The organism is Rathayibacter sp. PhB179, assembly GCF_004345345.1.
In the GTDB taxonomy this organism is placed as follows: Bacteria; Actinomycetota; Actinomycetes; order Actinomycetales; family Microbacteriaceae; genus Rathayibacter; species Rathayibacter festucae.
This window is the reverse complement of record NZ_SLVD01000002.1, coordinates 70,679-84,935: the sequence shown is the minus strand read 5'-3', so window position 1 is coordinate 84,935 and position 14,257 is coordinate 70,679. Positions and strand designations below refer to the sequence as shown.

Genomic DNA, 14,257 nt, shown 5'->3' with positions numbered 1-14,257 from the left:
CTCGGCCGTCGGCGAGGGGCGCAGCCGCGGGGGAGCGGAGGGTCGGGAGCGCGTTGACCCAGGGGAGGGCAGGATGCGCTCCCTTCGAGATGCGATTCGCCGTCCGGGTGACGTGAACAACGGCTCCCCACCGGGTCCAGCGAACAAGGTTCACAAGCCGTGCTTGCGCGACGCCTGACGTGCCCGGGACTGCATAGCGTCGTCTTCAGGCGCCCAGAATCGGCCGCCGTCCTGAGACGACGGCCGCGGCCCTCAGCAGCGCCAGGCGCTACGGGGTGGTGCTGATCTGTGCCGAGTACTTCGCCTCGGTCGCCGCCTTCTGCGGACGCCACCAGTCCTCGTTCTCGCGGTACCACTGCACCGTCGCGGCGAGGCCCGACTCGAAGTCCGTGTAGCGCGGCTCCCAGCCCAGCTCCGTGCGCAGGCGCGTGGAGTCGATCGCGTAGCGGAGGTCGTGGCCGGGCCGGTCGGTGACGTGGTCGAAGGCGTCGGCGCCCTGGCCGAACTCCTCCAGGATCAGGGTCACGACCTCCAGGTTGTTCTTCTCGCCGTCCGCGCCGATCAGGTACGTCTCGCCGATGGCACCGCGCTCGATGATCGCCCACACGCCGCTGTTGTGGTCGTCGACGTGGATCCAGTCGCGGACGTTCTCGCCGGCGCCGTAGAGCTTGGGCCGAACGCCGTCGATCACGTTCGTGATCTGCCGGGGGATGAACTTCTCGACGTGCTGGTACGGCCCGTAGTTGTTCGAGCAGTTCGAGATCGTCGCCTTCACGCCGAAGGAGCGGACCCACGCGCGCACGAGCAGGTCGCTGCCGGCCTTCGTCGAGGAGTACGGGCTGGAGGGGTTGTACGGCGTCTGCTCCGTGAACTTCGCCGGGTCGTCGAGCTCGAGGTCGCCGTAGACCTCGTCGGTCGAGATGTGGTGGTAGCGGACGTCGTGCTTCCGCACGGCCTGCAGCAGCGTGAAGGTGCCGATGATGTTGGTCTCGAGGAACGGCGTCGGATCGTTCAGCGAGTTGTCGTTGTGCGACTCCGCGGCGAAGTGCACGACCAGGTCGGTGTCGGCGACCAGCCGGTCGACCAGCTCGGCGTCGGCGATGTCGCCCTCGACGAACGTGATCCGGTCGGCGACCGGGGCGAGGGAGGCGCGGTTGCCCGCATAGGTGAGCTTGTCCAGCACGGTGATCCGCGCGTCGGGTCGCTCGCGGAGGGTCAGGTGGACGAAGTTGCTGCCGATGAAGCCGGCTCCGCCGGTGACGAGGATTCGCACGAGTGCTCCTGCTGTGAGTGGGAGGGACGGGGACAGGGGCTTCCAGCAGGGACGTTACCGCACCACGAGCGGACGCTTGGACGGCACCGCGGCGCCCACCGGCCGGGAGCGGCCCACCCGGCGCGGGCGACGTCCCGCGCACGCGGACCCGCGATGCCGCGCCCCGGGGCCGTTCTCCGACCGACGGCTCCTACGGTTTCCTGCGGCGCGGAACCGCGTCCCGGAGGACGGAGCACAGGCAGCGACCATGCGACCCGTCGTCGACCTCCCGCTCGCCGCCGCCGTCGGCCTCGTCCACGCCCTCGTGGACGACCTCGTCCGCGGCGCGGGGATCCGCGCCCTGTTCCTCAAGGGCCCGATCGCCGATGCGCACCGGATCCGCCGTCCCCATCCCTCCAGCGACGCGGACGTCCTGGTCGCCCCGGGCGATGCGGACCGCCTCCTCACCCTGCTCGGCGAGCGCGGCTGGTCGGTCCGGCCGGGGTCCGCCGCGCACCGGGCGTTCGTGACCCACTCGATCACCCTCCTCCACGCCTCCTGGCCCTGCGACATCGACGTGCACACCAGCTGGCCCGGCTTCTTCGTCGATCCGGAGCTCGCCTTCGAGGTGCTCTGGCGGACCCGCTGCGAGGTGGTCGTCGCCGGAGTGCCGGTGCGGGCGATCGGCTTCGACACGTCCGTCGTCGTCTCCGCCCTGCACAGCCTGCGCTCGCCGTATCAGCAGCGGAGCGAGGAGGAGTTCGAGGAGCTCGTCGCGGTGGTCGCGGCACAGGGCCGGGAGGAGGCGGTGGTCGCTCGAGCCGCGGAGCTCGGCTGCCTGGAGCCGATCGCCCCCTTCCTCGCGCGGATCGGCAGGACCGTCGCGCTGCCCGCCCGGCCGAGTCGCCAGTACGCGCTCTGGCGGCTGCGCACGCGCCGGCCGAGCAGGACGGCCGACTGGCTGCTGGCGATCGTCCAGGCGCCGACGCTCGCGGAGCGTCTCGTCGTGCTCCGGCGAGCGCTCCACCCCACCGGCCGGGACCTCGTGATCGACCACCCGCTGCTCCCGCCGACCGCCTCCGCTCGCCTGGCGATCCGTGCGCGGCGCTTCGTCGCCGCGACGCGTGCGCTCCTGCCCGCGATCCAGGACCTCGTGGCCGTGCGCCGCGCCTCCCGGGCGGACGCCGACGCGGCCGCTGCTCCGCGACTCGTGCCCGGAGGAACCGCACCCGTCGGCGGAGCTCCCGTGCCGGCGCCCGGCACCGAGCGGACGGCTCAGGCCACAGGGGTCGTCGTCGACGGCGCGCGGACGTCCTGCGGGCGGTCCGCGACGGGGTCCCGCGTGGCGGCGATGGCGACCCCGCAGGGCCTCTACCTCCTGCCCCTCCGTGCCCCCGCGGGCGCGCAGCCGGTCGTGCTGCAAGGGTCGGCTCGGCTGCTCTGGGAGCGGTTCTCCGCTCAGGACGCGGGCACGAGAGCAGAGGCCGCCGCGGTCGTGCGGACCGCGGACGACCTCGGCGACGTGCTCGCCGACGGCCGGCGGGCGGAGATCGAGCAGCTCCTCGACGAGCTCGTCGAGCTCGGCCTCCTGGCGTCCTGACCCCGCGACCCGGCGACCCGACCCGGGGAGCCGACGGCCCGCCCTGGGAGCCGACGGCCCGCCCTGGGGGATCGACGGCCCGACCCTGGGGACCGGCGGCGCGTCAGCGTACGGAGAGGAAGCGCCCCCGGCTGCCCGCGACGACGCCCCGGAGGATCGTGCCGGCCGTCGCAACCCGGCCCCATCGCAGGCCCCGGGCCGCCAGCGCGGCGCAGTAGATCCCGCGGTTCAGCGCGAAGACGGTGCTGCCGCGGCGCCCCTCCGTCCGGGCCAGCTCGAGGTCGAGGGCGGTCCGGTTCCGGACGGCGAGGTAGAGCTCGTGGGAGTTCGAGGAGTGCAGGAGCACGTCGGTCGCCGACGCGCGCTCGGTCGCTTCCCGGCGCCGGTCGAGTTCATCGATCCGGCTCAGAGGGTGCACATTGATCGTGAAGCCGGCCCGCGTGATCCGCCGCGTCCAGTCCCGGTCGTCACCTCGGAGCACGAACTCCTGACGCGGCGGCTCCACCTCCACGAGCGCGGCCCGAGAGACCAGCAGGCCGCCGTAGGGCGCGATCGGAACCACGATCGGCTCCTGCGGGCGCGCCCCGCAGCGGCCGCAGGCCCCGCGCCGGAGGAGCCGGCGCACGTCGTTGTCCAGGAACCGGCCGGGGCTCGGGAACACCTCGGCGGCGGGCCGACCCGTGACGAGCTGGGACTGGTAGAAGTCGGTCTCGCGCAGACTCGCGTGGCAGGCCCTCGGATCGAGCGCCAGGGGAGAGGTCAGCAGCACGGCGAGCGCGTCCGGCCGCGGCGCGGTGTCGTCCTCGAGGAGCCAGGCGTAGTCCAGCTCCTGCGTCCGGCAGTGCTCGATCGCGGCGCGGAAGCCGCCGGCGGTGCCGAGGTCGTTCGGAAGGACCGTGGCGCTCACTCGGGCGTCGAGGCCTGCCGGGAGCAGTCCGCGCAGCACGCGCTCCTGGCCGCCGTTGCCGCTGAAGACGACGTGCACCGAGTCGGCGCCGGCCTGCAGCGCCGCCTCGACGACGCGGGCGAGTGTCGCCGTGCGCTTCCCGGTGGACACGGTCACGGCGATGACCCGGGGTTCGGTGCCGTCAAGGCGTCGGAGCATGGCGATGGTCTCTTCTTCGGTGAGGGGCGGGAGCGAGAGGCGGGCGCCGAGAGCGGCGCCGCCTCGAGCGAGGAGGACAGGAACAGCACCGTACACGAGAAAATCAGGTGTGCTCGCTATTGCGAGAGATTCTCTCAGTTCCGCCCGTGCCGCGCACCGCAGCCCGCCCGATCGCCCGTGACCCGTGCCCCTCGTTAGGCGAGGACGACGTCGAGCACCCGCTCCGCGTAGGTGCTCCAGTCGGTGATCGACGTCGCCGCGGTGCGCGCCGACTCCGCGATCGCCAGCCGGGTCGCACGATCGAGCGGCTGCACCCTGCTGAGCGCTTCCCGGAGCGCCAGGACGTCTCCCGCGGTCAGGACCGTGCTGTGCCGCGGGTCGAGGAGGGCGGAGGCGCCGTTGGCGTCGGTCGTGATCACCGGGAGCCCGGAGGCCGCGGCTTCGGCGACGACCAGGGAGCAGGCGTCCTCCAGCGTCGGGAGGACGAAGGCGTCCGCGGCCCGGAACTCCCGCGCGAGCTCGTCCGCGGAGAGCGGGCCGGTGACGATCACGTTCGGCGGGGCACCGCGGAGCAGGCGCCGATCGAAGACTCCGCCGGCCAGGACGAGGTCCACCGGCAGTCCTCGAAGGGCTTCGAGGAGCTGGGGGATCCCCTTGCGGTGCGAGAGGTGGGCCGCGCAGACGACTCGTCGCCGCTCGGGGTCGCGATCGACGGACGGTCCGTCGGGAGTGAAGCCGGTCAGGCTCACGCCGTAGGGGATCTGCACGATCTTCGCGCGATCGACGCCGTACCGGGCCATCTGCTCCGAGACGATCGCCGAGGGGGTGAGGACGATGTCGGCGAGCCGCAGCTCCTTCTCGATCCGGCGCACGAGGCGCCCGGGGTAGCGCTCGTCCCAGGTCCGGCGGCGGGAGAAGTGCCGGAGGAGCTCGCCGTTGTGCGCGCGCGGATGCGCGTCCACGGCGTGGAGGACCCGCCGGGCGTCGGGGTGGGCGCGGAAGAGCGCGAGGCAGGCGCCCGGGAAGCCCAGCACGACCGCGCCCTCGGGGAGCTCGACAGCAGCCGCCGCCCGGTCGAAGAGGACCTTGGAGAGGTAGGACGCCCGCAGTGCGAGACCGGGACAGGGCAGCCGGAGACCCGCCCGGAGCACCGTCTCGGCCAGATGCGACACCTGCTCGACCCGGTGGGGACGGGACGCGGCGTAGCCGTCCCGGAGGACGCGCATCCGCCGCCCGAAGGTCGTGCGGGCTGCAGCGGACGGGAGGGGGAGCGACGCGGCGAGAGCGACCAGTCTCGTCCGCGGAAGGATCTCCGCGGCCAGAGCCCCGCGGGACGCCGCGCCGGCGACCAGGGCCCTGGCCGCCCCCTCGGAGTACGGGCTCGCGACGACGAGTTCGCGTCTCGGCGGCGTCATCGGCGTCATCGCAGCATCGCCCGGAGCTCCTCGCCGATGCGGCGCACGAACTCGGTCCGCGAGAACGCCGCCGTGGAGTGCTCGCGCGCGGCCCGTCCGAACGATTCGACGGCGGCGCGATCCAGCCCCTCGAGGGCCGCGACCCACTCCTCCACCGCGCCGGGGGCGAGCGTGCGCCCGGTGACTCCGTCCAGGACGATCTCCGGCAGCCCGCCGGAGCGGCTGACGAGGGCTGCTCGTCCGGCTGCGGCGGCCTCCAGGGCGATCGTCGGCAGAGGATCGGGCGACGTGCTGGGCACGACGACGACGTGCGCCGCGTCCAGCACTCGCCGCACGTCCTCGCACTCGCCGCGCACCTCGACGGACTCGCCGTTCCGCATGCCCGCCACGATGCCGGGGACGTCCACTCCGGCCCCGCAGACCGGAGGCCCGCCGAGGACGATCAGCCGCACATCTCGGCGCTGGAGGCGACTCCACACCCGGAGGAAGTGCTCGTGGCCCTTCCACGCGTTCCACCTGCTCGCCAGGACGAAGACGAGTTCGTCTCCCTGCGGGAGCGGGACCGGCGGTGCGCTCTCGAATCCGTTGTGGACGACGGTCGACCGTCTCCGGTTCGAGGCGGTCAGCGTGTCCGCGACCGCTCGGCTCACGACGACGAGGCGGTCCGCCGAGCGGAACAGCAGGCAGAGGACCAGGCGCTCGATCCCTCGACTGTGCTCGTGCAGGTGCAGGAGGGTCGGTGCACCGAGGAGGCGGGCGACGGGCAGCACGAGCGCGAGCGCGGCGGTGTTCACGTAGACGAGCGCCGGATCGAGTTCGCGGATCGCCCGGCCGGTCGCTGCGGTCCGCCGCAGGAAGGAGAGGAGGTGGCGCGGCCGGAGGTAGGCGCGCCGGAGCACGGGCAGCGGCATGCGGCGCACGGTGACACCGCGTTCCTCGAGCAGGCGGGTGAGGGGGCGAGCGGGGTAGTCCAGGTCGTCCGGGAGCCAGACTTCGGCCGTCACGTCCTCGGGGACCGCTCGCAGCGCCTCGAGGAGGACCCGATCGGCGCCGTAGGTCTCGTCGGAGGGATGGAGGAACAGGATCGTTCGCGGACAGGACGCCGCGGCCGGAGGGCGGGGACGGCGTCGCCGGCCGACGGACCCGCTCACCGGCTCGCCAGCGGGCGGCGGTGGGCGCGCGGACGGGGCGACCGTGCCGATGCGCCGTCCACCAGCCCGGCGAGGGTCTCCTCGTAGGCGGAGCAGACCGCGTCCCAGGTGTAGTGCTCGCGGGCGCGCTCGCGGGCCGCGTCGCTCGTGGCGCACTGCTCGTCGGGGGAGAGGAGCATCCGCTGCACCGCCGCGGCGATCGACGGAGCGTCCGGTGCGACGAGCACGCCGCCCTCCCCGAGCACCTCCCGGTTGTAGACGGTGTCGCGGGCGACCGTCGGAGCGCCGCAGGCCATGGCCTGGACCAGCGCGGGATTGGTGCCGCCGACGCTGTGACCGTGGAAGTAGGCGCCGGCGTGCTGCCAGAGCGAGAAGAGCCGGGCGTCGTCGCGGAGGTGACCGAGGTGGTGGATGCGCTCGTGGGAGGCCGCCAGGCGAGCGGCCCGCTGATCCAGCACGCCGCCGCAGCCGGTGGAGCCGACGATGACGACGTCGTGGGTGCGCGCGATCGCGGGAGCGGCGGCGAAGAACTCCTCGACGGTGTTCTCGGGCACGAACCGCGAGACGAGGAGGGCGTACGACCGGTGCCGGAGCCCGGGCTCCACGGGCAGGTCGGGCGGGACGTCTCCGCCGTAGGGCAGGAAGACGCCGTCGCGCTGGAAGTCGGTGCCCCAGCGCCGGGCGATCTCGTGCGAGTCGAAGGCGAGCTCGGTGGCGTGCGCCGCGGTCATCCGCGCGCCCCTCCGGAAGACGGACCGCGCGAGAGGCCCCCACTTCTCCCGCTCCCACTCCATGCCGTCCACGTTCACGAGGGTGGGGATGCCGGCTCGCTCGAGCAGGGGGAGGAAGAGGCCGTTCGCGGCGTTCATGACGAGTGCGACGTCGGGAGCGCGGCGCACCGCGTCGCGGGTCGCGCTCAGCCCGTGGCTCAGCGTGCTCAGCGACCGGGAGTCCCAGCCGGAGGTGACGACGGTGCGGACGCGCGGGTCCCGGCCCTCGGCGTCGTCGACGGTCGCTCCGGGGCGCCCGTAGACGGTGACGTCCCAGCCTGCGGCGACGAGGTGGGGGGCGAGCCGGCGGACCGCGGTCTCGAAGCCGCCGTAGTAGCTGGGGTAGCCGCGCGTGCCGATGACGGCGAGGGATTTCGGCATGGCGGGGACGCTATTCGCGCGGGACCGGGCGCCGACCCGGAGGGGCGTGTTCGTCGGGGAACTGGCGCGCAGCGCCGCTCGGACCGCGTCAGACGCGCCGGAATCGACGCAGCTGGCGCAGGATGCGCGTCAGCGTCGACCGGCGACGAAGACCCACGTAGGCGCTCGGCGACACGGCGATGAGGGCGAGTGCGGCCGCGACGGCGAGGTGCCCGTCGCGGACGGTGCGGAGGACGTCCCTCGCTCGGACGTCGGCCGAGACCTCCCGCTCGATCGTGCGTCCGGCATCGCCCGCGGACGGGTGCTCGGCGACGTGGTTCAGGGCCGACAGGTGGGCGACCCGCGCCGTGTAGGAGCTGACCGAGGGGTGCGCGGCGAGCAGGGGGAAGTCCGCCTCGAGCAGGCGCACGACGTGACGGACGTTCCTCGAGAGGTCCAGGAGGTCGACCCGCAGTCCGTCCGTGATCGCGCCGGGGCGGACCGAGTAGACGTAGAGCTCGCGATCGACGAACGAGACGGTGCGCGCACGCGCGAGCAGGACGGCCATCAGCGCCGTGTCCTCGTAGGAGCGGGAGCGGGGGAAGCGGAGGCCGGCGTAGAGCTCGCGCCGGAGGAGCTTGTTCCAGAGGAAGGCCCAGAGCCGGAACTCGAAGAGCTCGACCGCGGCGTCGCATCCCGTCCAGAGGCGGCCCCCGGTGTACGGCATCGCTCCGACGGGCAGCCGCTCGCCCGACTCGCCGACGGCGATCAGACCGGTGACGACGACGTCCACCTCGCCGGACATCGCGTCGACCATCGCCGCGAGCATGTCCCGATGGACGTGGTCGTCGGAGTCGACGAACCAGACGGCGTCTCCGGAGGCGCGCTCGAGGATCGTGTTCCGCACCTCGGCGAGCCCGAGATTCGACTCGTGCGTCACCACCAGCACCGAGAACGCCGGAGGCGCGTCCGCGATCGACGCGCGGACCTTCACCATCGAGTCGTCGGGGCTCGCGTCGTCGACGACGATCACCTCCACCGTGCATCCGGGCGGCAGCGCGAGCGCCCACAGCGAGGAGAGGCAGCGCTCGACGTACGCGGAGACCCCGTGGACCGGGACGCCGATCGTGACCGAGCGGAGACGCGCCGTGCTCGGGCGGGTCATCGGTGCCCGTTCGAGGCGCTCGCCCCGCCGCTCACCCGGCCGGTGCCCTCGAGCAGCTGCTGGGCGGCCGCGAGCAGGTCCGGTGCCACCGAGTCCGCGGTGAAGGCACCGATCCCGCGCATCGCGCGAGCGGTGAGGCGCTCCCTGAGCTCGGGCTCGTCGAGCAGTCGTCCGATCGCCTCGCTGAGCGCCGAGCGGTCGTCCCGAGGCACCATCAGCGCATCCACGCCGTCCTCGCAGAAGTCGTCGAAGCCGCTGCCGGTGGTGGCGACGAGCGGGGTTCCCACCGCCTTGACCTCGAGCGCCGCGTTCCCGAAGCCCTCCCAGCGTGAGGGACAGGTCACGACGGTGGCGGCCCTGATCGCGGCGAACACCCCGTCGCCTCCGACGTGGCCGAGGAACGTGAACCTGTCGCGGTGCTCGGCGGCGACCGTGCCGAGGAGCTCCGCCTCCGTCGGCTCGAGGAAGCAGAAGGCACCCGCGAAGACGAAGGAGACCTCCGGACGGGTCCGGGCCAGTGCCTCGAAGGCGTGCATCGCGGTCTCGACGCCCTTGCGCCGCTCGATGCGGCTGAGGAAGAGCACCACGGGACCCGGGCCGGGCGGCCAGCCCTCCGGGAGGTCGCCGCACCGCGCGCTCCGCTGCACCGTCGGCACGTCGATGCAGTTGCGGACGACGACCGAGGGCGGAAGCTCCGGGATCCGCGTCGAGTACCAGTCCCGGACCGCGCGGGAGATCGGCACGAGTCCGCGCGACCGTCTCATCTGGCGGGTCTCGAGGCGCTTCTGGAGCCCGATCAGGAGGCGCGTGCGGAGAGTCCGCCCTTCCGTCGACCGGCCCGCGATCCAGTCCGCGATGCGGTAGCCGGTCGCGAGGTTCGTCACGAGCGGCGCGTGCCGGGGGAGCAGTGCGCCCAGGCCCTCCCACTCCGCGAGGAAGATCACGTCGTAGCGGGTGCGGCGGACGAGGGCGCGCAGGTGGAGCGCCCGTTGCAGGAGCCGGCCGACAGCGGGCCGGCGGCGCAGCCGGACGTACTCGAGGATCCGCACGCCCTCGGGATCGAAGCCGTCGAGAGGCGGGTCGCAGGAGAGGACGACGAGGTCGACCTCGACGCCCGCTCTGACCAGCGCCGGCAGGAGCGAGGCGAAGCCGCGCCCGATTCCGCCGGTGTAGGGCGTCAGCCCCGCGTACTCCGTGGTGGCGACCAGCCAGCGGCGCGTCGATGTCATCAGCACTCCTCGGTGTCCGCCGGGGGCGGGGTGTCCAGCGGCTCGCGGGACGCTACCAAGACGCTCGCCGCCACTGCGGCGTGCGGCGCGGTCTCCGGGGCTCTTGGCGCGGCGCGGCCGGAACGACCCGGCTCGTCGCCGGTCCGGCTGCTCCGGCGCGCCCGTCCCGCGCTGCTGGTGCAGCGGGGCCCGAGCTGCTCGAGTGGCGCTCGCCGGGGCCGACGCGGCGCGGAGGGACGGGCGGGAGGGCACGCGGCGGTGCCGGTTCCGACCGGGCTTCCGCGATGGTCAGCAGGAGGGCGAGCGCCGGGATGATCAGAGAGGCCGGCGCCGATTCGAGGAGGTTGAAGGCCGACGCCGCCACCAGGTAGGCGACCAGCATCGCGGGGCCGGCCACCGCACCCCGGGCGATCGAGCAGATCAGGACGATCAGGAGGTGGGCCACGAGGAAGGTCGTGCCGATGATCCCGTAGCTGAACACCGTCTGCCACAGGCTGCTCTCGAGGACGTAGTTCCCCCCGCCGTTCTGCGCGAAGACGACCCCCGACAGTCCTCCTCCGGAGCCGAAGAGGCCCGACTCCGTCGGCAGCACCTTCAGACCGATCCGGAGGACCAGGTCGCGGACGTCCGCGGACCGTGCGCCCTCCTCCGTCTCGGAGCGGGGGTCGAGGGCCTGAGCGCCCACGGTCGACACGATCACGAGGAGAGGGGCGAACGCGACTATCAGTCTGACGAGCCGGCTGCCCGTGAGGCGGAAGACGGTCACGCCGCCCGCCACCAGGACGCCGACCGCGATCGCGACCATGGCGCTGCGTGATCCGGAGAGCAGCACTCCGGCGCAGCAGGCCGCGAAGCCGAGGAGGGCACCCGGCCGTCCGCCCTTGAGGAACAGCCCGAACGCGAGGGACCCGACCGACGCGAAGAAGGTCCCGTTCACCAGGGGGTGCCCGAGCATCGTCATGATCCGGTACACACTCCACTTCTGCGTGAGCGGGAACGGAGCGGAGGCGAAGATCTCGGCGTAGAGGTTCGACCGCGTCGTGAACTCGACCGTCCCGACGATCGCAAGGACGACCGACACGACGAGGAGGGCGGTGGTCAGCGGCCGGAAGACCGAGGGGTCGCTCATCCACAGCGGTAGGGCGATCAGCGCGATGACGACGACGGCCGTCCAGGAGACGATCGTCTCGATCTGCCCCTGCGGCCGGAGGACGGGGATCACCAGTGCGTAGACCGTGAACGCGATCGGCGCCATCAGCCGGGTCCTGCGGAGCCAGGGCGGTGGCGGAGCTCCGGTCGCGATCGCCAGGAGTGCCGCGAGGACGATGATCGGACTGAGGATCGGGAACGGCGCGGGCAGCGCCAGGTAGTCGAACGGGACGACCGCGTAGAGGACGAGCACGAGCGTCAGAGCGGCGGCCGGCGGGAGCAGGCGGGCGACGATCAGCACGCAGGCCGCCGCAGCGGCGAGCGCCGGGATTTGGAGCTCGCCGGTGACGACCGCGACCACCACGGCGCCGAGCAGGAGGACCGCCAGAGCGGGAAGCCAGACGGCGTTCGAGCGCTGCGCGGGTGGTCCGCCCGGGAGCGAGGACTCCGCGTGACCGGGCCGCTGCAGTGGCGGCGGTCGTCGTGGAGACCGTGCGAGCGATCGGCGGTGCGAGCCGGTGGGAGGTGGTGTCATGGCGGGTCGCCTCAGGGGTCGGGGGTGTCACGGATGGTCAGCTGTAGCGGGGGAGCGCGGCGCAGAAGCCTGCGGCGCCGATGAGCACGCCGGCCGCGAGGCAGCCGGAGACGCGCAGGAGGCCGGAGCGGCCGATGTCCTGCCCGACGTGCGGCAGGCGACCGGCGAGGGCGACGGCGTCGCGGAGGACGGCGGCGCACGCCCCCGCGAGCAGATCGGCGGCGACGGCGAATCCGGCTCCGATGCTGAGAGCGACGCCGATCCAGTGCCAGGGGACGAGCACGCTCGCGCGGCCCTGCACGATCAGGTACGAGGAGGCGCACCACAGGCAGGCGATCGGCGCGGAGGAGACGGAGAGGATCGGCACGATCAGCAGGGCGGGATGCCAGGAGGAGTCGAGGACGCGGCCGAGGACGAGGAGATCCAGGGTGACCATCGTCGTCTGGACGACCAGGGCGCCGACCGCCGCCTGCATCACGACGGAGCGGAGCACTGCGCGCCGCTCCTCGTCCGTCCGGGAGTTCGCCAGCCGGGCCCGGAGGACGTTCGCGAGTCCGAGGACGACGGCGTCCGAGACGGCGCGCGCGATCTGACTCGCGATCGAGTAGAGGCCGAGTGTTGTGGCTCCACCGAGGGCGGAGAGGACGATCCGCTCGGACTGGCCCTGCAGCCAGCCGAAGACGTTGCTCTGCAGGGTGGGGATCACGTAGTCCCTGAGCATCGGCCGACGTGGCAGGTCGGGAGTCGGCAGCGTCCCCCGTCTCGAGAGCAGGAGCAGGAGGATCCCCTCGGTCACGACGGTCTGGAGCGATCCCGCCGCGATGCCGAGGACGGGAGCGAGCGGGACGCAGACGACGATCGAGGCGATGCTGCCGAGGGCCTGGCCCCGCGCGATCGAGGCCCAGCGTCCGTCGACCTGCGCCCGGGTCAGTGCGGGCAGGATCGCTCCGTGGAGGGCGGCGACGGCGACGAACGGCAGGAGGGCGACGGCCTGCGCTGCGGACGCCGCCGACAGGGCCCAGAGCAGGCCGATCGCGACCGCCATCGCCGTCGCCCCGCCGACGGAGACGACGGCGGCGGCGCGCCGGAGCTGGCGCGCACCTCCCTCCCTCCGCCACATCGCGACGCCGAGCGGGCGCACCGTGTTCTCCCCGATCTCCTGCAGGAGGGAGAGCGCGAGGAACGCCATCGCGTACACGCCTGCCTCCGCGGGCGACACGTGGACGGCGACGACGAGGCCGACCACCGCGCTCGTGCCGCGGGAGACGAGCCGCTCGAGGGCGGCGTTCGAGGAGCTCCGCGCTGTCGAGGAGCGCAGCAGTGCGGCGACGCGGTGGATCATCGAGCTCCGGGGCGGGGAGCCTCGGACTCCGTCGCGCAGCAGGACGTCCGGTCCATCGAGGGAGCCTCCCGATCGGGGATCACGACGGCAGGCGAGCCGCCGGGACACGGTAGGTCGCCCAGTTCCGTCCCGCCCCGCGTGGCGCGTCCCGGGGCGCGGATCGCCCGCTTCCGTGCAGCGGGCCCCCTCTCGGCGCGGTCCCTCCGTGCAGGAGCCGTCCGCCGGAGCGGTGCGCGCCCTCCGGGTGGTCACCACCGGTGGTCCCGTATCATTGCGGCGTTATGTCACGCATCTACGACTGCTCCGTCGACACGGACCTCCTGACCGGCACCCGTCTCGCGCGCACCGCGATCGGCCGGGGCGAGCTCGTCGTCCTGCCGACCGACACGGTCTACGGGATCGCGGCCAACGCCTTCGACGCCGCGGCGGTGCAGCGCCTGCTCGACGCGAAGGGGCGCACCCGGCAGTCGCCGCCGCCCGTGCTGATCGGCGACGTGGCCGCGCTCGACGCCCTCGCGGAGAACGTGCCCGAGGCCGTCCGCGAGCTGGCGAAGGCCTTCTGGCCGGGTGGGCTCACGATCGTGCTGCACGCGCAGCCCTCCCTCGTCTGGGACCTGGGCGAGACCCGGGGCACCGTCGCCCTCCGGATGCCCGACAACCCGGTCACCCTCGAGCTCCTCGCCGAGACGGGGCCGCTCGCGGTCTCCTCCGCCAACCGCACCGGCCGCCCATCCGCCACCACCGCCCAGGAGGCGCTCGACCAGCTCGGCGACTCCGTCGACGTCTACCTCGACGCGGGCACCGCCGGCAGCCGCTACAGCGACCGCCCGGTCGGCGCCAGCGAGTCCTCCACCATCGTCGACGCGACCGCGCTCAGCTTCGAGGGCGGCACCCTGCGCATCCTCCGCCAGGGCGTCGTCTCGGCCGAGAGCATCCGCGAGGTCGTCGGCGACCTCCTCCTCGACGGCGTCGCCACGGCCGAGGAGCCCGAGGCCCCCGCACCGGTCGCGTCCTACGACGCCTCCACCGAGCTCAGCGACCCGACCGTCGAGGACGACGAGCCGGTCGCCGCCGAGGAGCAGCCCGCTCCCACGGCGCGACCGGACTGGGCGTCGCGCGCTCAGGTGCAGGACGAGCCGGCGGCGAGCGGCACCGCGCGCCCCGACTCCACCCCGGGTGAGTAG

The 14,257-nt window shown here is 73.5% G+C and carries 11 protein-coding genes; 2 read left to right on the top strand and 9 right to left on the bottom strand.

Annotation, left to right across the window (positions count from 1 at the left end):
* Positions 1-268: 268 nt before the first annotated feature.
* Positions 269-1,273, bottom strand: a complete 1,005-nt coding sequence (rfbB, locus tag EDF43_RS04190) for a dTDP-glucose 4,6-dehydratase (protein ID WP_132435754.1) — start codon at positions 1,271-1,273, stop codon at positions 269-271.
* A 247-nt stretch (positions 1,274-1,520) separates the two neighbouring features.
* Here rfbB and EDF43_RS04185 point away from each other — a divergent pair, with 247 nt between their 5' ends.
* Positions 1,521-2,852 carry a nucleotidyltransferase family protein gene (locus tag EDF43_RS04185; RefSeq protein WP_132435753.1) on the top strand — a complete coding sequence of 444 codons (1,332 nt, stop codon included), beginning with the start codon at positions 1,521-1,523 and terminating at the stop codon, positions 2,850-2,852.
* Positions 2,853-2,955: 103 nt separating this feature from the next.
* On the opposite strand, the gene EDF43_RS04180 is transcribed toward EDF43_RS04185, so the two are convergent.
* The 8 genes from EDF43_RS04180 to EDF43_RS04145 all read right to left on the bottom strand — a co-directional run bounded on the left by EDF43_RS04180 (position 2,956) and on the right by EDF43_RS04145 (position 13,073).
* Entirely contained in the window at positions 2,956-3,957 is a 1,002-nt protein-coding gene (locus tag EDF43_RS04180) for a glycosyltransferase (RefSeq protein WP_132435752.1), read from the bottom strand.
* A gap of 194 nt (positions 3,958-4,151) precedes the next feature.
* Complete coding sequence (locus EDF43_RS04175) at positions 4,152-5,372, bottom strand: glycosyltransferase family 4 protein (RefSeq protein WP_165909013.1); 1,221 nt, start codon at positions 5,370-5,372, stop codon at positions 4,152-4,154.
* 5 nt (positions 5,373-5,377) lie between these two features.
* Positions 5,378-6,376, bottom strand: coding sequence for a glycosyltransferase family 4 protein (locus EDF43_RS04170; RefSeq protein WP_132435750.1), 999 nt, complete (start codon positions 6,374-6,376; stop codon positions 5,378-5,380).
* 143 nt (positions 6,377-6,519) lie between these two features.
* Positions 6,520-7,674: a glycosyltransferase gene (locus EDF43_RS04165; protein WP_132435749.1), complete on the bottom strand. Its 1,155-nt coding sequence runs from the start codon at positions 7,672-7,674 to the stop codon at positions 6,520-6,522.
* A gap of 88 nt (positions 7,675-7,762) precedes the next feature.
* Positions 7,763-8,818 carry a glycosyltransferase family 2 protein gene (locus tag EDF43_RS04160; protein ID WP_132435748.1) on the bottom strand — a complete coding sequence of 352 codons (1,056 nt, stop codon included), beginning with the start codon at positions 8,816-8,818 and terminating at the stop codon, positions 7,763-7,765.
* A complete protein-coding gene (locus tag EDF43_RS04155; RefSeq protein WP_132435747.1) occupies positions 8,815-10,047 on the bottom strand; it encodes a glycosyltransferase family 4 protein in 1,233 nt (410 codons plus the stop codon). Before EDF43_RS04155 ends, EDF43_RS04160 begins: the two co-directional genes overlap by 4 nt.
* Positions 10,048-10,099: 52 nt before the next feature.
* Positions 10,100-11,731, bottom strand: a complete 1,632-nt coding sequence (locus EDF43_RS04150; protein WP_132435746.1) for a hypothetical protein — start codon at positions 11,729-11,731, stop codon at positions 10,100-10,102.
* A gap of 37 nt (positions 11,732-11,768) precedes the next feature.
* A complete protein-coding gene (locus EDF43_RS04145) occupies positions 11,769-13,073 on the bottom strand; it encodes an oligosaccharide flippase family protein (RefSeq protein WP_132435745.1) in 1,305 nt (434 codons plus the stop codon).
* 281 nt (positions 13,074-13,354) lie between these two features.
* On the opposite strand from EDF43_RS04145, the gene EDF43_RS04140 reads away from it, so the two are divergent.
* A complete protein-coding gene (locus EDF43_RS04140) occupies positions 13,355-14,257 on the top strand; it encodes an L-threonylcarbamoyladenylate synthase (RefSeq protein ID WP_123445500.1) in 903 nt (300 codons plus the stop codon).